Raw genomic sequence first — 17174 nt, 5'->3', positions numbered from 1 at the left:
AATGGACGCCATGACCAGCGACACGGCCACCGACGTCGCCGATCTGTCGTTCGAGCAGGCCCGGGACGAACTCGTCCGCGTCGTGGCCGAACTCGAGCAGGGTGCCCCGACCCTCGAGCAGTCGCTCGCCCTCTGGACCCGGGGCGAGGCTCTCGCTGCGCGGTGCGAGGAGTGGCTGCTCGGCGCGAAGCGGCTTCTCGATGCCGCCCGTCCCGCGGACGCGGACTCGTGATGGCATCGGCTCCTCGCATCGTCGCGGAACTCGGCCGTCCCGAGACGCCCGCCGAGACCGCCGACCGCAAGGCGGCCGCGTCGCGGGCCTACCGCCAGAGCAAGACCTTCCGCAACCTGGTGGCTGCCCTCCTCGTCACGATGGCCGTCGTCGCCGTGGTCTACTTCGGCGTGCCCCGCGGTTCGCTTCCCGACCCCGAGGAAGCGGACGTGGCCGCAGCCGCGCAGAGCGCGTCGGCATCCATCGGCCATCCCCTCCTGGTTCCTGTCGTTCCCGAGAACTGGCGCGCCAACTCGGCGCGGCTGGAGGGCTCGATGTGGCGAGTCGTGTACGCGCCGCCAAGCGGATACGTGCGCGTGGCTCAGGGCGTCGGCGTCGACGCCGGATGGGCGACGAAGGTGCTGGGCGGTTTCGCACCCTCCGGCACCGTCACCATCGACGACATCACCTGGGACGAGTACACGATCCCCTCCGCCGCCCGCACCGACACGGTCTCGTACGCCATCTCGACGACGGCAGGCTCCGACACGGTGCTGATCTACGGAGCGACCGACGCGTCCACCGCCGCCGTCGCGGCCGCCGGGGTCACCGATCAGATTCTCACGATGCGCGAGGAGAAGAGATGAGCGCAACCGTCCGCCCCAGTCCTTCCCTGGTGTGGGAGGAGATGCTCGAGGGCAACGCCCGCTTCGTCGCGGGCGCGCCGCGGCATCCGCGACAGGACGTCGAACGGCGCAACGAGCTCGCCGCTGCCCAGACACCGCGCGCCGCGCTGTTCGGCTGCGCGGACTCCCGCCTGGCGGCGGAGATCATCTTCGACCAGGGACTCGGCGATCTGTTCGTCGTCCGCAACGCCGGCCAGGTCGCCTCCGACTCCGCCGTGGCCAGCCTGGAGTACGCGGTGGCGGCGCTGGATGTCTCGCTCATCATCGTGCTCGCGCACGACGCGTGCGGCGCCGTGCGCGCCGCGATCGACTCCACCGCGCTCGGCGCCCCCGAACTCCCCCCGCACATCTGGCGCCTGATCGCGCGGATCGTACCGGCGGCACGCACCGTGCTCCGGGGCGCCGGCGGCGAGGTCGACCCGCGGGAGCTGGACGCCGAAGACGTCGGACGGGAGCACCTCAAGAACACGGTCGACGACCTGCTCTCCTCGTCGCGGCTCATCGCCGACGCCGTCGCCGAGGGTCGACTGGGTATCGTCGGCGCGAACTACCGACTGAGCGAGGGCACGGCAGTGCCGCATGTCGCCGTAGGCCTCGACCCGGCCTGAGCCGGCTCCACCCCACCATCACAACCGCAAGCGCACAGGAAACGAGGACGTGACCGCAATGACCGAGACCACCGAGTACCGCATCGAACACGACACGATGGGCGAGGTGCGCGTGCCGAAGGACGCTCTCTACGCAGCGCAGACCCAGCGCGCCGTGGAGAACTTCCCGATCTCGGGCACCGGGCTGGAGTCGACGCAGATCGCTGCGCTCGCGCGCATCAAGAAGGCCGCGGCGCTGGCCAACAAGCACCTCGGCACCCTCGACGGCGCGATCGCCGATGCGATCGCAGCGGCGGCCGACGACGTCATCACCGGTCGTTACGATGCCCACTTCCCCGTGGACACCTACCAGACGGGGTCAGGGACCTCGTCGAACATGAACATGAACGAGGTGCTCGCCTCGCTCGCGACGCAGAAGCTCGGCGCGCCGGTGCACCCGAACGACCACGTCAACGCGTCGCAGTCGTCCAACGACGTCTTCCCGACCTCCGTCCACATCGCCGTCACGCAGGCGCTCATCGACGACCTCATCCCCGCGCTCGACCATCTCGCCGTCGCCCTCGAGGCGAAGGCGCTGCTATGGAAGGACGCCGTCAAGTCGGGCCGCACGCACCTCATGGACGCGACCCCCGTCACGCTCGGGCAGGAGTTCGGCGGCTATGCACGTCAGATCCGCCTCGGCATCGAGCGGGTGCGTGCCGTGCTCCCCCGCGTGGGCGAGGTGCCGCTGGGCGGTACCGCTGTCGGAACCGGCATCAACACGCCGCTCGGCTTCCCGCAGAAGGTCATCGCACTGCTGGCCGAGGAGACCGAACTTCCGATCACCGAGGCGCAGGACCACTTCGAGGCGCAGGCGAACCGCGACGGGCTGGTCGAAGCATCCGGCGCCCTCCGCACGATCGCGGTCTCGCTGACCAAGATCAACAACGACCTGCGGTGGATGGGCTCGGGCCCCAACACGGGTCTCGGCGAGCTGCACATCCCCGACCTGCAGCCCGGATCGTCGATCATGCCCGGCAAGGTGAACCCCGTCGTCCCCGAGGCGACCCTGATGGTCTGCGCGCGCGTGATCGGCAACGACGCGACCGTGGCATGGGCGGGCGCATCCGGCTCGTTCGAGCTCAACGTCGCCATCCCGGTGATGGGCACGGCCCTTCTCGAGTCGATCCGACTGTTGTCGAACGCCATGCGTGTGCTGGCCGACAAGACGGTGGACGGCCTGGAGGCGAACCTCGAGCGCGCCGCCGCCTTCGCCGGCATGTCCCCGTCGATCGTCACCCCGCTCAACAAGCTCATCGGTTACGAAGCGGCCGCCAAGATCGCCAAGCACGCCGTCGCCAAGGGCATCACGGTACGCGAGGCCGTGATCGACCTCGGCTACCTCGAGCGGGGTGAGCTGACCGAGGAGCAACTCGACACGAAGCTCGACCTCCTGTCGATGACGCACCCCGGCTGATCGCCTGGGACCCGTGTCGGGGTCATAATCAGAGGGTGAATCGCGCCGTCCGCCCTGCCCGCGCGAGCGGGCGCGCACGCGGGCTCGGCGTCGTTCTCGCCGTGGTCGCGGCGGGCTTCGGGCTGACGGCCCTCGCATTGCTCGCGGTGCACGCTGCGACCGGGGCGCCGACCACCTGGGTGTCGGTGGTCGTGTTCGCCGCGGCCGCGGCGCTGACGCTCGCGGTGACGGCTCTGGTCGGCTGGCTGCTCCTGGACGAGCGGCGCCACACGCCGGAGCTTCCGGACGGCGTCGAGACCCCGGATGCTCTCTTCGACGCTCAGCGGCGGCTCCTGGACGATGTGCGACACGAGCTGAAGACCCCGATCACCATCGTGCGGGGACACTTGGAGCTCATGGACGCCGCCGACCCCTCCGACGTCGCCGCAACGCGTGCCCTCGGCATCGCCGAACTCGACCGGATGACGCGTCTGATCGGCGATATCGACCTGCTTGCCGCGGTCGAGAGCGACAGTTTCACGATGGGCGATGTCGATCTGGACATGCTGACCCGACGCGTCGCGGAGCTGGTCGCCGTCATCGCCGACCACGCCTGGGGAGTCGAACAGAGCGCGGCAGGGATCATCCACGGCGACCGTGATCGCCTCCTGCAGGCGTGGCTGCAACTGGCCGACAACGCGGCGAAGTACACCCCCGCCGGCTCGGCGATCGAGATCGGCAGCGCCGTGCATCCCTCCGGAGCTCAGCTGTGGGTGCGCGATCACGGCCCGGGAATCGCGCCCGCCGTGCGCCACCGCATCTTCCGTCGCTTCGACCGCGGCACGGGCAAGCGGTCGGTCGGCGGATCGGGCCTCGGCCTCGCCATCGTCGACGCGATCGCGAAGGCCCACGGCGGTCACTGCACCGTGGCCGACACGCCGGGTGGCGGTGCCACCTTCACCATCGAGATCCCCATCGGCACGCAGGCGACACTGCCCACACCGGTGCGTGCGGGGGATGTCGTCCAACAACGGGAGGCCTCCGGATGACTCGCATCCTCATCGTCGACGACGAGCCGCATATCGTGTCGATGGTCACGCGCGCCCTGTCGGCCGAAGGGTATGAGACGACCGCCTGCGAGGACGGCGCCGCCGGGCTCGAACGCGCGTCGCGAGGCGACATCGACCTCGTGATCCTCGATGTCGGACTGCCGGGCATGGACGGATTCGAGGTTCTCCGCCGCCTGCGTGGCGACGGGCAGTCCCTCCCGGTCATCATGCTGACGGCTCGCAGTTCGGCCCGCGACGCGGTGGACGGTCTGGATGCCGGGGCCAGCGACTACGTTCCGAAGCCGTTCTCCCTCGCTGAGCTGATGGCGCGCGTGCGCTCGCGTCTTCGGGAGCGCACGGGTGCCATCACGATGGTCCTCTCCCGCGGGGATGTGACGCTCGACTTGCTGGCGCGTCGCTGCACGGTGGCCGGTCACGACGTCGACCTCTCCGCGCGCGAGTTCGCACTTGCTGAGCAGTTCCTGCGGCACGCCGGTGAGGTTCTCACGCGTGAGACGCTGCTCAGCCGCATTTGGGGCCTCGACTTCGATCCGGGCTCGAACGTCGTGGACGTCTACGTGCGGTATCTGCGGGCAAAGCTCGGCGCCGACCACATCGCAACCGTCCGCGGCGAGGGCTACCGCTGGGAGTAGACCTCGCCGCGGACGACGCGGGTACGGGCGGGCCGCGTCAGCTCAGCTCGCCCTGCTCCAGCAGATCGGTGACGAGCGCGGCGATGGCGGAACGCTCGGATCTCACGAGTGTCACGTGACCGAAGAGGCTGTGCCCCTTCAGCGTCTCGATCACGGAGGCGATGCCGTCGTGGCGGCCGACGCGGAGGTTGTCACGCTGGCCGACATCGTGGGTCAGCACGACGCGCGAGTTCTGTCCGATCCGACTGAGCACCGTGAGCAGCACGTTGCGTTCGAGCGACTGCGCCTCATCGACGATCACGAAAGCGTCGTGCAGAGAACGTCCGCGGATGTGCGTCAGCGGCAGCACCTCGAGCATCCCCCGCGCGACGACTTCCTCGAGGACGTTTCCGGAGACCACCGAGCCGAGGGTGTCGAAGACCGCCTGCCCCCACGGGTTCATCTTTTCGGACTGGTCGCCCGGCAGGTAGCCGAGCTCCTGGCCGCCGACGGCGAAGAGCGGGCGGAAGACGATGATCTTCTTCTGCTGCTGGCGCTCGAGGACGGCATCCAAGCCGGCGCAGAGGGCGAGGGCCGACTTCCCCGTTCCCGCGCGTCCGCCGAGAGAGACGATTCCGACTTCGGGATCCATGAGCAGGTCGATCGCGATGCGCTGCTCGGCGCTGCGGCCGTGCAGCCCGAACACGTCCCGGTCGCCGCGGACGAGACGGAATGCGCCGTCTCCGGCGACCCGGCCGAGAGCCGACCCCCGCTCGGAGTGGATCACGAGTCCCGTGTTCACCGGGAAGCCGTGCACCTCGTCGCTGGTCGCGACCTCCGCCTCGTAGAGGTCACTCATGTCGTCGCCGGAGATCGCGATGTCGGCGATGCCCGTCCACCCGCTGTCGACGGCCTGCTCCGCGAGATACTCCTCGGCGTGGATGCCGAGGGAGGCGGCCTTGACGCGCATCGGGAGGTCCTTGGAGACGACCGTGACCTGCTGACCGTCGGCAGCGAGGTGCATGGCGACGGAGAGGATCCGCGTGTCGTTGTCGCCGAGGCGCATGCCGGCGGGCAGAACGGAGGAATCGGTGTTGGTCAGCTCGACACGCAGCGTTCCCCCCTCCCCGACCGGGACGGCGAAGTCCAGTCGACCGTGCTCGACACGCAGCTCGTCGAGGTGGCGCAGAGCCTGCCGGGCAAAGTAGCCGATCTCCGGGTCGTGCCGCTTGCCTTCGAGCTCCGTGATCACCACCACGGGGACGACGACGGAATGCTCCGCGAACCGGAAGAACGCGCGCGGATCGCTCAGGAGCACGGAGGTGTCGAGGACGTAGGTCCGCAGATCGGTGTCCGCGGCCCCCTCGAGGCTCTCATCGATCCGGCGTTGCTGCAGTGAAGCCCGTGTGGTCACAACTCACTCCCGCCCCGGGTGGAGCACCCGGCAGTTTCGAGTCGACCGTGGCCACGAGTCGTGTGGAGGCCGACCCGACCGGGCGCCTTGCCCGATGTGATGACCGTACGGCCGGCGATGCTGGCGCGCCAGCCACGACACGCCGCCGGTCGATGACGGGGACGTTAACGTGTGATGTCGTCGGCGGACGCAGCCTCGACGGCCTCCGCGGGGGGTGCGACGACCTCGAGCGAGATCGGCGCGTCATCCGCAGAACCGGGCTCGGACAGCGCGAGCGACGCGGGAGCGGGGTCGATGATGACGCGGCTGGCGGCGACCTCGGCCAGCGCGTCGCCGAGCAGGACGAAGCTGTCGGCGCCCGTTCCCACGTGCGGCGCGACCCGGATCGTGGTGCCGCGGGCGGTGACGGTGACGCCCTGATTGGCGAGGGCTGCGGCCAGCGGCGCTGCCTCGTGAGGTGCAGGCTGCAGCGTCACAATGCCCGCGTGCCGGTCGCGCGGGGTGAGGACGGGGACCCCGTAGCGATCGGCGAGCTCCATCACGGCCCGTGCGCGTGCGCGTAGCTCGGCGGCGATGGCGGGAATGCCCGCGTCGACCACTTCGCGCAACGCCGCCGCGAGGCGGCCGGCAGCGAGGTGGTCGGCCGGGGCGACCTGGTATGCGGCCGCCGTCGGCAGCGGCGCCGGCACACCCACGCTGGTCGCGTCGCCCTGCATGCCGGAAATCCCTGACAGCACCGGCTCGATCCGTTCGCGCGCCCGATCGGAGAACCTCGCGAAGCCGGTGCCCCGACCGGCCCGAAGCCACTTGTATCCGTTGCCGCAGACGACATCGGCCGCATCCCAGTCGGCGTCGACGACGCCGAAGCCCTGAACGGCATCGACGATCAGCAGGCGGTCGCCGATCCGCTCACGAATCTCCCGCACGTCGGCGACGGCGCCCGTGCGGAAATCGACCAGGCTGACGGCGACGGCGGTGACATCGTCATCGAGCGCCTCCGCCACGGCATCCGCCGTGACGATCCCGGCGACGGGCTCGATCTCGCGAACCGAGAGCACACCGCGAGCGTCCTGCGCGCGGCGTGCCGTCACCCGCAGGGCGGGAAACTCCTGAGCCGAGACGATGACCGTGCCACGAAGCCCCTGCATCGCGTGCTGCAGTCCGTGGGTCGTCGACGGCTGCAACACGACCTCGTCGACGGCACATCCGAGAACCTGTGCGACCAGCCCGCGCGCCTCGTCGGATCTCTCCGACACCAGATCGATGCCCGAACGGCGCCCGCTGCCGAGAAGCTCCGCGTCGGCCAGGGTCTCGGCTCGAACCGCCGGCGAGAGCGGTCCGAATGCCGCCCAGTCCAGATACCCCGCTGCGCTGTCGAAGGTATCGAGGTAGGGCTGCAGGTCGTTCACGTCGCCCATTGTCCCACGCCGAGTCGTTCGGGGACGGATCGAGTGGCCCCCGTCAGCTGCCGTAGCGGCGATCGCGCGTGGCGTAGTCGCGGATCGCGCGGAGGAAGTCGACCTCGCGCAGATCCGGCCCGAGCGCTTCGACGAAGTAGAACTCGGAATGCGCCGACTGCCAGAGCAGGAAGTCGCTGAGACGCTGCTCGCCGGAGGTACGGATCACCAGATCGGGATCGGCCTGCCCTCCGGTGTACAGATGCTCGCCGATCTGCTCCGGAGTGAGGCTGGCCGCAAGCTCCTCGAGTGAACCGCCGCGCTCGTCGTGCTGCGCGATGATGCTGCGAACCGCATCGACGATCTCGCTGCGCCCGCCGTAGCCGACCGCGAGGTTGACGTGCAGACCCGTGTTGCCGGCCGTCCGCTCCTCCGCCGTCCGCAGAACTCGGGCGAGATCCGGCGGCAGCATCTCCGCCCGACCCACGTGCTGCACCCGCCAGCCGGGCTCGAGCGACAGCTCGTCGGCCAGCTCCGCGATGATCTCGATGAGATCGGCGAGCTCCTGCGAGTCGCGCTTGGTGAGATTGTCGGTGGAGAGCAGGTAGAGAGAGACGACGCGGATGCCGAGATCGTCGCACCACCGCAGGAACTCGTGCATCTTCGCCGCCCCGGCACGGTGTCCGTGAGCGACGGTGGTGAAGCCCGCTTGACGGGCCCAGCGACGGTTGCCGTCGATCATCATCGCGACGTGATGGGGAACCGTGTCGGGGGTCAACTCGCGACGCAGGCGCGAACTGTAGAGGCGATAGAGGAATCCACGCCCCTCGCCCGAACCGGTGGGTGTCACGTTCCTACGCTACCGCGCGGGCCGTACCCCACACCGCACACGCCGTATGTACAAAAGTCGGCATGAGGGTACGCGTAGGCTCAGTGCCGTGACCCGACACGCATCCGCCGAGGGCGCCGACATGCCCCAGCTCCCGCTCCTCGAAGCAGGCTCCGTCAGCGCGCAGGTCGAACTGAAGCCCACGTGGCGCGGCTGGATCCATGCCGGAACGTTCCCCGTGGCCGTGGCCGCCGGGGTGCTGCTCATCGTCTTCGCCCACGGCGCGGCCGCGAAGTGGGCCGCGGCCGTGTTCATGCTGACCTCGCTCCTGCTGTTCGGCAACTCCGCGCTGTATCACCGGTTCACCTGGGGGCCGACGACCAAGGCGGTGCTCAAGCGCATCGACCATGCCAACATCCTGCTGCTGATCGCCGGCACCTACACGCCGATCGCCGTGCTGGCGCTGACGCCCGACAAAGGCACCCTCCTGCTCGTGCTCGTCTGGTCGGGCGCGATCCTCGGCATCCTTTTCCGCGTCTTCTGGATCAACGCACCGCGCTGGCTCTACGTGGCGCTGTACCTGCTGCTCGGCTGGGCTGCGGTGATGTATCTCGGCGACCTCCTGCACGCGAACGTCGCGATGATGATCCTCGTCATCGTGGGCGGCCTGCTCTACACCGGCGGAGCCGTCGTCTACGCGCTGAAGAAGCCCAACCCCTGGCCGGGCCACTTCGGCTTCCACGAGATCTTCCACGTGTGCACCGTGCTGGCGTTTCTCTGCCACTGGACGGCGTGCCTGCTGATCGCACTACACCCGCTGACCCCCTCACTCGGCTCGGCAGGCTGAGCGCGGAGGAGAACGCCCCGGGCGCCCGCGGCAGCGTCAGCGCGAGGCGGGATCGATGTCCTGGTCGTCGGTCTCGCTCGCCTCGACGGCGGCGGCGGCCTGCTCGTGGGCGCGCGCCTCGGCATCCGCCTGAGTCGTCGCGTCGAGTTCTTCGGCGATCTCCGCACGGTAGCCGGCGCGACGGATGCGTCGCAGCATGTCGATGAGGAGGAAGATCACGGCGATAGCGACCACCGCGATGCCGACGAAGCCCACGAACCCCGGAGTGACCGCGTCAGGGTTGACGGTCATGGTGGGAGTCGGAATCGCCGGGTCGGCGATCGCCGACAGCGCGATCGTCAGTGCGTGCATCGTTCCTCTGTTCCGCGCGGAGCGCCTAGCCTGGAAGTCCAGCCTAGAACCTCGGGAAGTGTCATGACCGCGATGCGCACACAGCAGGAGCTCGACGACCGCTACGGCCGAGCACGCAGCGCGGGGCGCCGTCGCTGGACCTGGATCCTCGGGGGCGCGGTCGTTCTCGCGCTCATCGGCTACTTCGGATGGAACACCTACACACAGGCGGCTCAGTCCGTGGACATCGACGTCACCGGATTCGATCTCAGCGATGCTCCGCACAGCGTGACGGTCGATTTCCAGCTCACGCTCGCGCGTGGAAGCGCCGTCAGCTGCGTGGTCGAGGCCCAGGACGAGGAGCACGGCATCGTCGGGTGGAAGGTCGTCTCCTACCCGGCCGACGACGCCCACAGCCGCACGTTCAGCGAGCGGGTGGCGACCACCGCCGCTGCGACGACCGGTTTGGTCCCCTCGTGCTGGATCCCGTAGGCTGATTCGACACATGCGCCCTGGCAGCTGCCGGGGCGTTTGGCATAGTGTCGGCGGCCGGTGCCGCACACGCGCATCGACCGCCCCCATCGACAAGGAGACGACGTGGCCGAGAACACGGAGACCTTCCTCACCCAGGACGCCTACGACCGGCTCGCCGCCGAGCTCGAGCACCTGTCGACGACGGGTCGCGAAGAGATCGCCAAGCGCATCGAGGCCGCCCGCGAAGAAGGCGACCTCAAGGAGAACGGCGGCTACCACGCCGCCAAGGACGAACAGGGCAAGCAGGAAGCACGCATCCGCACCCTGCAGGCGCTGCTGAAGGACGCCGTGGTCGGCGAGGCCCCGGAGTCCGACGGCACCGTGAAGGGCGGCACCGTGGTGACGGCGATCGTCGCCGGCGGCGAAGAGGTGTTCCTGCTCGGCAGCCGCGAGATCGCGGCGGGCTCCGAGCTCGACGTCTACAGCGAGGCCTCCCCGCTGGGCGCTGCGATCCTGGGCCTGGCGGAGGGCGAGAAGACCTCGTACACCGCGCCGAACGGTCGCGAGATCTCGGTGGAGATCGTCAAGGTCGAAACCTACAACGGCCAGTAGCGGCGCGCCCCGCGTCAGTCCTGCGCGACGCGGGGGCGGAAGCCTGCCTCCTCCAGAACGCTGATGACGTGGGCCCGGTGTTCTTCGCCGCGGGTCTCGACGCTGAGCTGCAGGATGACCTCGCTGATCTGCAGACCCTGGCCGTGGCGCGTGTGGAGCGCCTCGATCACGTTCGCTCCGGCTATGGCGAGCAGTTCCGACACGCGCGCGAGCTGGCCCGGCCGGTCGGGCAGCGGGATCTGCAGCGTCATGTAGCGTCCGGATGCCGCCAGTCCATGCGCCACGACGCGTTGCAGCAGCAGCGGGTCGATGTTGCCTCCGGAGAGGATGACGGCCGTCGGGCCGCTCGCCGTGATCTTGCCGGCGAGGATCGCGGCCACGCCCACGGCGCCGGCGGGCTCGACGACCTGCTTCGCGCGCTCCAGCAGCACCAGCAGCGCCCGGGCGATGTCGTCGTCGCTCACGGTGACGACCTCGTCGACGAGTTCGCTGATCACCTCGAACGGCGCATCACCGGGACGCGCGACGGCGATGCCGTCGGCGATGGTCGGCGTCGTGGCAACCGTCAGCGGCACGCCGGCGGCGAGGGAGGACGGGTACGCGGCGGAGTTCTCGGCCTGCACGCCGATGATCCGAACGCGTCTGCCCTCGAGGGCTGCCCGCGCCTTCACCGCGGCGGCGACCCCGGCGATCAGTCCGCCGCCACCGATCCCGACGACGACGGTCTCGAGCTCGGGCACGCCGTCCCACAGTTCCAGACCCATCGTCCCCTGGCCGACGATGATGTCGCGGTGATCGTAGGGGTGGATCATCACGGCGCCGGTGCGTTCGGCGAACTCCGCCGCGAGCCGCAGCGGCGTCTCGACGGTCGCCCCTTCCAGCACGACCTCGGCGCCGTAGCCGCGGGTCGCGAGGAGCTTGGGGACCGGCACGCCCAGCGGCATGAAGATCGTGGCGGGGATGCCGAGCTTCTGTGCGGCCGAGGCGACGCCCTGGGCGTGGTTGCCGGCAGAGGCGGCCACCACGCCGCGTGCACGCTCTTGTGCGCTCAGACGCGACAGTCGGTAGGTCGCCCCTCGGATCTTGAACGAGCCCGTGCGCTGCAGGTTCTCGAGCTTCAGGTAGACGGGCGCACCGAGTACCTCGGTGAGGTGGTCGGAGACGTCGAAGGGCGTCTTCACGATGACGTCGCGCAGGACGGCGGCGGCGTCCTCGAACTCCGCCAGGGTCGGGAGGGTCACGCGGGCTTCTTCCTACTGCGGGGAACGGTGCTCCAGATGAGGTCGGCCCGATCGGGTGAGGCCGTGGAATCGTTCGAGCGACGTCCCAGATAGACGGCGACGACGTTGATGAAAGCCGCCAGCGGCACGGCGAAGAGCGCGCCGGGGATACCGGCGATCATCGCACCGCCGGCGACGACCAGAACGACCGCGAGCGGATGGACTTTGACGGCGGAGCCCATCAGCAGCGGCTGTAGCACGTGCCCCTCGAGCTGCTGGACGCCGAGGACGACCACCAGCATCCACAGCGCGATCCACGGCCCGTTGTAGACGAGGGCGAGGAACACCGCCAGCGCCCCGGTGACGACGGCACCGACGAACGGGACGAAGGCGCCGAGGAAGACGAGCACCCCGATCGGGATGGCCAGGGGAACGCCGAGGAGGAAGGCGCCGAGAGCGATGCCCGTCGCGTCGATCGTCGCCACGAGCAACTGCGTGCGCGCGTAGGTGACCACGGTGCGCCAGCCGGCGCGGCCGGCGCCGTCGACCTCGCTGCGCGCGCGCCGCGGGAACAGGCGCACGACCCAGCTCCAGATGCCGCCGCCGTCGGCGAGGGTGCACAGCAGGATGAACAGCGCGAGCACCGCGCCGGTGGCGACGTGCCCGACGGTGGATCCGACGGCCAGCGCGCCCGACCAGAGCACTTCCGCCTGCTGCTGCAGGTAGCCGCCAGCCTGGACGAGGAGATCGTCGATCTGCTGCGCCGTGAGGTGGAGCGGCCCGTCGATGAGGTATTGACGCAACTGACCGATCGCTTCGGTGGTGCGAACCTGCACGCTCGACCACTCACGAGTGATCTGCCAGATGGCCAGCCACAGCAGCCCTGCGACCACCGCAACCGTGCCGAGCACCGATAGGACGATCGCCAGCCACCGCGGTACCCCACGCGTCAGCATCCAGGTGAAGGCCGGCCACAGCAGCGCGGTGACGAGAATCGCCACCATCAGCGGGATCACGAGGAGCTTCAGCTGGATGACGAGCCAGATCAGGATGCCCGCCGCGACGGCGATGACAACGAATCGCCAGGCATACGCCGTCGCGACCCTGAGTCCTCGAGGAAGCCCGCGGTCGATGTCGGAGGCGACCGTGCGCTCACGCAGAGTGTCGAGGAACGACCCGCGCGGCGCGGCGCCGGGTCTGTCGTCGGTGCCGCTCATCCCGCCAGTCTAGAACTCAGAACCGGCCACCCATCTCCTGGAGGCGGGCGATCCGATCCGGGATCGGCGGATGCGTCGCGAACATGCGCTCCACGGCACCGCGGCGCAGCGGGTCGCTGATCCAGAGGTGGGCCATCGAAGTGTTCGCCTTGGCGAGCGGCCGGCCGTACTCCCCCAGTTTGGCGAGGGCGAATGCCAGGCCGTCGGGGTCGCGCGTGGTGAGCGCACTGGTCGCGTCGGCGAGGTACTCGCGCTGGCGCGAGATGGCTGCCTGGACGACCGCGGCCAGCAGCGGCGCCACGATGGCGGCCACCAGGCCGAAGAGGAGGAAGAAGATCTGAGACTGGCTGTTTCCGCCGCGCCTGCCGCCCCCGAAGAAGGCCACGCGCAGCAGGATGTCCGCCACCAGCCCCACGGCGACCACGAGGCCGAACACGACCAGCGTGACGCGGATGTCGTAGTTGCGGATGTGCCCCAGTTCGTGACCGAGCACGCCCTCCAGTTCACGATCCGTCATGATCTCGAACAGGCCTGTCGTCACCGTGATCGCGGCACGCTCGGGCGTGCGTCCGGTCGCGAACGCGTTGGGCGCGGCATCCTCGACGACGTAGAGGCGGGGCATCGGGGTCCCCGTCGTCAGACACAGGTTCTCGACGATCCGGTAATAGCGCGGAGCCTCCTCGCGCGTCACCTCCTGCGCACCCGACAGAGCGAGGGCTTCGCGGTCGGCGACGAAGTACTGCACGCTCGCGTAGCCCGTGGCCCCGAGGAGCACGAACGCCGAGATCCACCAGTTGTTGCCCGCGAGCCATCCCGCCGCCAGGCCGATCAGTCCGAGGACGATGATGAAGCCGGCCATGATCAGCCAGGTGTTGCGCTTGTTGCGGGCGATCGCGGAGTACATGCCGCGCGCCCGATCAGAACTGGATGCGCGGCGGCTCGGCGATGGCGGCGCCGTCGACGACCTCGAAGAACTCCCGCTCGTGGAAGCCGAGGTTGCGCGCGAACATGTTGTTCGGGAACACCTTGATCTTCGTGTTCAGCTCGCGCACGCCGCCGTTGTAGAAGCGACGGGACGCCTGGATCTTGTCTTCGGTGTCGACGATCGACTGCTGCAGCTGGAGGAAGTTCTGACTCGCCTGCAGCTGCGGATACGCCTCGGCGACCGCGAACAGCGACTTCAGCGCCTGCTGCATGTGGCCTTCGGCCACGCCGGCTTCGGCGGGTGAGCCGGCGGTGAGCGTCTCCGCGCGGGCGCGGGTGACGTTCTCGAAGACCGCCTTCTCGTGCGCCGCGTACCCCTTGACCGTCTCGATGAGATTGGGCAGCAGATCAGCGCGCCTCTTCAGCTGCACGGTGATGTCGCTCCACGCCTCGTCGACGCGCACACCGAGCGCGACCAACGAGTTGTAGGTCGCCCAGAGATAGATTCCGGCGATCACCACCAGAGCGACGACGATCAGGACCGGGATCAGCCATTCCATACGACTCCCATCGACTGAGGATCATCCTATCGGCGGGAGGGGCCACGTCATCCGCCGCGGCCAGCACTCCCAGCGGTTCCCCATCTGCACAGGTGCGAGACAGACCCTCACGCGCCGAGGACGCGGTCGAGATAGGCGTTGCGGAACATGCGCGTGGGGTCGAGGCGGTCGCGCAGAGCCAGAAAGTCGTCGAAGCGCGGATACCGCTCGCGCAGAGCCGCCGCATCGAGCGTGTGCAGCTTTCCCCAGTGCGGCCGGCCGGCGTGGGCGCGCATGATCTCCTCGACGGCGGCGAAGTAGGCACGGTGGTCGGCGCGCCAGTATCGATGCACGGCGATGTAGCCGCTGTCACGCGCGTAGGCCGTCGAGAGCCACCGGTCGTCCGCGGGCGCCACCCGCACCTCGATCGGGAACTCGATGCGCCACCCCGACGCGTCCACGAGGTCGCGCACCTCCCGAAACGCCGACGCCAGCTCGTCCAGCGGCACGGCGTACTCCATCTCACGGAAGCGCACGCTGCGCTGCGTGGTGAACACGCGATGCGACGCATCGGAGAACCGCCGATCCCCCCACACCCGGGCGGACAGCCGATTGATTGCCGGCACGAGCGGCGGGGCGAGCCGACCGGCGCTGCACACCAGTTGGTGCACGCCGTTGCCCACGATCCGCTCATCGAGCATGCGCGACAGGGGCGACAGCGGGGACGTCGGCGCATCTGTCGGCATCCGGGTGTTCGTCTTCGTCAGGGCGACAGTGGTGTGCGGAAACCAGTAGAACTCGAAGTGGTCGACGCCGCGGACGCGCGCATCGAGGTCGTCCACGACGGCGTCGAGAGGTTCGGGTTGTTCCTGTGCGCCGAGCGCGAACGCCGGCACGCATTGGAGCGTCACGTCGACGAGGATGCCGAGGGCGCCCAGACCGAGCGCGACGGCAGGCAGCAGGTCGGGCTCGTTCTCGTCGTCGACGGTGAGCAGCTCTCCATCCGCCGTGACGAGCGTGGCACCCACGACCTGGGTCGCCAGTCCCCCGTGACCGAGACCGGTGCCGTGGGTGCCGGTCGAGAGCGCTCCGGCGATGGTTTGACGATCGATGTCGCCGAGGTTCGCCATCGCGAGACGGTGAGGCGCGAGCAGCGCCGGAATGCGGTGCAGTCGCGTGCCGGCCAGCAGGCGCACACGCCCGCGCTCGCGATCGACGGCGATCACGCCGCTCAGCTCGCTCAGATCCAGCAGGGTTCCCGGCGCCGCCGCGATCCCGGTGAAGCTGTGTCCGGCGCCGACAGCCTTCAGCGCGCGCCCGCGAGCGCCGGCCGAGCGCACGGAACGGCGCACCGCCTCGATCGTCGTGGGGTACTCCACCAGCTGCGGGCGCACGCTCTCGGTGCGCGCCCAGTTCTGCCATGTGCCGCCGGGTCGTGTCACAGGAAGCTCTTCCCTTCGCCGCGGTAGGTGGCGGCTTCGCCGACGAGGCTCTCGCCGAGGGTGAGGTGGTAGCGGTCGACGCGCTCGGACAGCTCACCGCTCTTCGCGTGGCGGAACCAGACCCTGTCGCCCACGCGAAGGCGGCGCGCCGACTCGCCCTGCAGGGGCGTCTGCACCTCCCCTGCGCCCTCCCGCGCGAGGGTCTTGAGCCCGGTCGGCCACACCGGGCGGGGCTGGCGAGAGGCGACGGGTGGGCCCGATGCGATCCATCCGCCTCCCAGGACGACGGCGATGTCCTCGAGCGGCTTGCGCACGACCTCGAGCGCGAAGGCTGCGGCGGGCGCCGGCGTGAAAGCGCGGTAGCCGTCGAACAGGTGACCGGCGAGCAGCCCGCTGCCGGCCGTCGTCTCGGTGACGGCCGGGTCGGCTGCCGTGTACTCCAGCGAACCGGTGCCGCCGCCGTTGACGAACTCCAGGTGCGTGATCTCACGCAGCCCCGCCACGATCGCTCCCCGCCGGGCGACGAGCTCGTCCCGTGATTGGTGCTGCATCCAGCGGATGACACCGTCGCCGGAACCGGTGTGGTCGGGTTGTCCGGCGATCTGTGCCTCGTACATCATCAGGCCGACCAGCTCGAAACCGGGACGGGCGACGATGGAGCGCGCAAGCCGCACGACTTCCGCCGGTTCGTGCACGGGCGAGCGACGCACGCCGATGTGGCCCAGCACGGGTGCCCGCCACGATGCGTCCGCGTCGATCGCCACGCGGACGCGCGCGCGAGCAGACGGGGCGGCGACGGCATCCACCACGTCCAGCTGCGCAGGGTCGTCGATCATCAGGGTGACCCGACGCGCGAGGTCGTCGTCGTGGACCAGCCGCTCCAGCGCCGCCCGGTCGACGCTGGGATATCCGAGCACGATGTCGTCATGCTCGCGCGCGAGCCAGAGCGCCTCGGGAAGCGTGAAGGCGAGGATGCCGCGGTAGCCCCCGATCGCGAGGGTGGCGTCCAGGACCTCACGGACGCGGATCGACTTGCTGGCCACGCGGATCGGCACACCCGCGGAGCGGACCACGAGATCCATCGCGTTGAACCGGAGCGCATCGAGGTCGATGGCGGCGACGGGTCCGGACACTGCCGAGACCGCCGCCGATCTCGCCGCCCAGAACGCCGCCGGATCATCCCAGCCCGGGCCGGTGGCAGGGGGAAGGCTCAGGAGGTCCAGGCTCATCGGTTCGGGCTCCTTCGCTCGTGAGGGCTCCAGCCTAGATGACACGGGGTGTCATCCGCAGTGGAACTCGAGGGATCTT

19 protein-coding genes are annotated in these 17174 nt (G+C 69.6%); 9 read left to right on the top strand and 10 right to left on the bottom strand.

What is annotated here, in order from left to right; all coding sequences use genetic code 11:
- The first annotated feature begins 1 nt into the window (after window position 1).
- The 6 genes from DEU37_RS05505 to DEU37_RS05480 are packed head-to-tail and all read left to right on the top strand — an operon-like array spanning window position 2 to window position 4642.
- Window positions 2-232 carry an exodeoxyribonuclease VII small subunit gene (locus DEU37_RS05505; RefSeq protein WP_005052590.1) on the top strand — a complete coding sequence of 77 codons (231 nt, stop codon included), beginning with the start codon at window positions 2-4 and terminating at the stop codon, window positions 230-232.
- The gene (locus DEU37_RS05500; protein WP_121189571.1) at window positions 232-858 is read left to right on the top strand and encodes a DUF4245 family protein; all 627 of its coding nucleotides are present in this window, start codon (window positions 232-234) and stop codon (window positions 856-858) included. The genes DEU37_RS05505 and DEU37_RS05500 overlap by 1 nt, the downstream gene beginning before the upstream one ends.
- The gene (locus DEU37_RS05495) at window positions 855-1505 is read left to right on the top strand and encodes a carbonic anhydrase (protein WP_121189570.1); all 651 of its coding nucleotides are present in this window, start codon (window positions 855-857) and stop codon (window positions 1503-1505) included. Before DEU37_RS05500 ends, DEU37_RS05495 begins: the two co-directional genes overlap by 4 nt.
- A 58-nt stretch (window positions 1506-1563) precedes the next feature.
- Window positions 1564-2961, top strand: coding sequence for an aspartate ammonia-lyase (locus DEU37_RS05490; protein WP_005052583.1), 1398 nt, complete (start codon window positions 1564-1566; stop codon window positions 2959-2961).
- Between the two features lie 35 nt (window positions 2962-2996).
- A complete protein-coding gene (locus DEU37_RS05485) occupies window positions 2997-3989 on the top strand; it encodes a cell wall metabolism sensor histidine kinase WalK (RefSeq protein WP_259457146.1) in 993 nt (330 codons plus the stop codon).
- Window positions 3986-4642 (top strand): response regulator transcription factor, encoded by a 657-nt coding sequence (locus DEU37_RS05480; RefSeq protein WP_005052579.1) that lies wholly within the window; start codon window positions 3986-3988, stop codon window positions 4640-4642. Before DEU37_RS05485 ends, DEU37_RS05480 begins: the two co-directional genes overlap by 4 nt.
- Window positions 4643-4679: 37 nt before the next feature.
- On the opposite strand, the gene DEU37_RS05475 is transcribed toward DEU37_RS05480, so the two are convergent.
- The 3 genes from DEU37_RS05475 to DEU37_RS05465 all read right to left on the bottom strand — a co-directional run bounded on the left by DEU37_RS05475 (window position 4680) and on the right by DEU37_RS05465 (window position 8282).
- Window positions 4680-6035: a PhoH family protein gene (locus DEU37_RS05475; RefSeq protein ID WP_121189569.1), complete on the bottom strand. Its 1356-nt coding sequence runs from the start codon at window positions 6033-6035 to the stop codon at window positions 4680-4682.
- Between the two features lie 164 nt (window positions 6036-6199).
- Window positions 6200-7453, bottom strand: a complete 1254-nt coding sequence (locus DEU37_RS05470) for an aminotransferase class V-fold PLP-dependent enzyme (protein ID WP_121189568.1) — start codon at window positions 7451-7453, stop codon at window positions 6200-6202.
- A gap of 43 nt (window positions 7454-7496) precedes the next feature.
- Window positions 7497-8282 carry an isoprenyl transferase gene (locus DEU37_RS05465; RefSeq protein WP_005052573.1) on the bottom strand — a complete coding sequence of 262 codons (786 nt, stop codon included), beginning with the start codon at window positions 8280-8282 and terminating at the stop codon, window positions 7497-7499.
- A 121-nt stretch (window positions 8283-8403) separates the two neighbouring features.
- Here DEU37_RS05465 and DEU37_RS05460 point away from each other — a divergent pair, with 121 nt between their 5' ends.
- Window positions 8404-9108 carry a hemolysin III family protein gene (locus DEU37_RS05460; RefSeq protein ID WP_121189657.1) on the top strand — a complete coding sequence of 235 codons (705 nt, stop codon included), beginning with the start codon at window positions 8404-8406 and terminating at the stop codon, window positions 9106-9108.
- A 36-nt stretch (window positions 9109-9144) separates the two neighbouring features.
- Here the strand turns inward: DEU37_RS05460 and DEU37_RS05455 are convergent, their stop codons facing one another.
- On the bottom strand, window positions 9145-9459 hold the full coding sequence (locus tag DEU37_RS05455; protein WP_121189567.1) for a hypothetical protein: 315 nt from the start codon (window positions 9457-9459) through the stop codon (window positions 9145-9147).
- A 63-nt stretch (window positions 9460-9522) separates the two neighbouring features.
- On the opposite strand from DEU37_RS05455, the gene DEU37_RS05450 reads away from it, so the two are divergent.
- Window positions 9523-9930, top strand: coding sequence for a DUF4307 domain-containing protein (locus tag DEU37_RS05450; protein ID WP_005052566.1), 408 nt, complete (start codon window positions 9523-9525; stop codon window positions 9928-9930).
- Window positions 9931-10035: 105 nt separating this feature from the next.
- Complete coding sequence (gene greA, locus DEU37_RS05445) at window positions 10036-10524, top strand: transcription elongation factor GreA (RefSeq protein ID WP_005052563.1); 489 nt, start codon at window positions 10036-10038, stop codon at window positions 10522-10524.
- Between the two features lie 14 nt (window positions 10525-10538).
- Here greA and ilvA read toward each other — a convergent pair whose 3' ends face one another.
- From ilvA to DEU37_RS05415, 6 genes are all read right to left on the bottom strand, one after another.
- On the bottom strand, window positions 10539-11765 hold the full coding sequence (gene ilvA, locus DEU37_RS05440) for a threonine ammonia-lyase (protein WP_121189566.1): 1227 nt from the start codon (window positions 11763-11765) through the stop codon (window positions 10539-10541).
- Window positions 11762-12961, bottom strand: coding sequence for an AI-2E family transporter (locus DEU37_RS05435; RefSeq protein ID WP_121189565.1), 1200 nt, complete (start codon window positions 12959-12961; stop codon window positions 11762-11764). Before DEU37_RS05435 ends, ilvA begins: the two co-directional genes overlap by 4 nt.
- 16 nt (window positions 12962-12977) lie before the next feature.
- Entirely contained in the window at window positions 12978-13865 is an 888-nt protein-coding gene (locus DEU37_RS05430) for a M48 family metalloprotease (protein ID WP_121189564.1), read from the bottom strand.
- Window positions 13866-13878: 13 nt separating this feature from the next.
- Window positions 13879-14445 (bottom strand): LemA family protein, encoded by a 567-nt coding sequence (locus tag DEU37_RS05425; protein WP_005052555.1) that lies wholly within the window; start codon window positions 14443-14445, stop codon window positions 13879-13881.
- Between the two features lie 107 nt (window positions 14446-14552).
- Window positions 14553-15866 carry a D-arabinono-1,4-lactone oxidase gene (locus DEU37_RS05420; protein WP_121189563.1) on the bottom strand — a complete coding sequence of 438 codons (1314 nt, stop codon included), beginning with the start codon at window positions 15864-15866 and terminating at the stop codon, window positions 14553-14555.
- The gene (locus DEU37_RS05415) at window positions 15863-17095 is read right to left on the bottom strand and encodes an alanine racemase (RefSeq protein WP_121189562.1); all 1233 of its coding nucleotides are present in this window, start codon (window positions 17093-17095) and stop codon (window positions 15863-15865) included. Before DEU37_RS05415 ends, DEU37_RS05420 begins: the two co-directional genes overlap by 4 nt.
- Window positions 17096-17174 lie beyond the last annotated feature (79 nt).

It is taken from the genome of Microbacterium sp. AG790 (genome assembly GCF_003634765.1).
Classification (GTDB): Bacteria; Actinomycetota; Actinomycetes; order Actinomycetales; family Microbacteriaceae; genus Microbacterium.
Note: the sequence above shows the minus strand (reverse complement) of the source record. Positions and strands in the feature narration are given on the sequence as shown.

Bases quoted from the DNA above. Each gene is read 5' to 3' on its own strand.
- DEU37_RS05505 (WP_005052590.1), top strand. From the start codon at position 2: ATGGACGCCATGACCAGCGACACGGCCACCGACGTCGCCGATCTGTCG.
- DEU37_RS05500 (WP_121189571.1), top strand. From the start codon at position 232: ATGGCATCGGCTCCTCGCATCGTCGCGGAACTCGGCCGTCCCGAGACG.
- DEU37_RS05495 (WP_121189570.1), top strand. From the start codon at position 855: ATGAGCGCAACCGTCCGCCCCAGTCCTTCCCTGGTGTGGGAGGAGATG.
- DEU37_RS05490 (WP_005052583.1), top strand. From the start codon at position 1,564: ATGACCGAGACCACCGAGTACCGCATCGAACACGACACGATGGGCGAG.
- DEU37_RS05480 (WP_005052579.1), top strand. From the start codon at position 3,986: ATGACTCGCATCCTCATCGTCGACGACGAGCCGCATATCGTGTCGATG.
- DEU37_RS05470 (WP_121189568.1), bottom strand. From the start codon at position 7,453: ATGGGCGACGTGAACGACCTGCAGCCCTACCTCGATACCTTCGACAGC.
- DEU37_RS05460 (WP_121189657.1), top strand. From the start codon at position 8,404: ATGCCCCAGCTCCCGCTCCTCGAAGCAGGCTCCGTCAGCGCGCAGGTC.
- DEU37_RS05455 (WP_121189567.1), bottom strand. From the start codon at position 9,459: ATGCACGCACTGACGATCGCGCTGTCGGCGATCGCCGACCCGGCGATT.
- DEU37_RS05450 (WP_005052566.1), top strand. From the start codon at position 9,523: ATGACCGCGATGCGCACACAGCAGGAGCTCGACGACCGCTACGGCCGA.
- DEU37_RS05435 (WP_121189565.1), bottom strand. From the start codon at position 12,961: ATGAGCGGCACCGACGACAGACCCGGCGCCGCGCCGCGCGGGTCGTTC.
- DEU37_RS05430 (WP_121189564.1), bottom strand. From the start codon at position 13,865: ATGTACTCCGCGATCGCCCGCAACAAGCGCAACACCTGGCTGATCATG.
- DEU37_RS05425 (WP_005052555.1), bottom strand. From the start codon at position 14,445: ATGGAATGGCTGATCCCGGTCCTGATCGTCGTCGCTCTGGTGGTGATC.
- DEU37_RS05415 (WP_121189562.1), bottom strand. From the start codon at position 17,095: ATGAGCCTGGACCTCCTGAGCCTTCCCCCTGCCACCGGCCCGGGCTGG.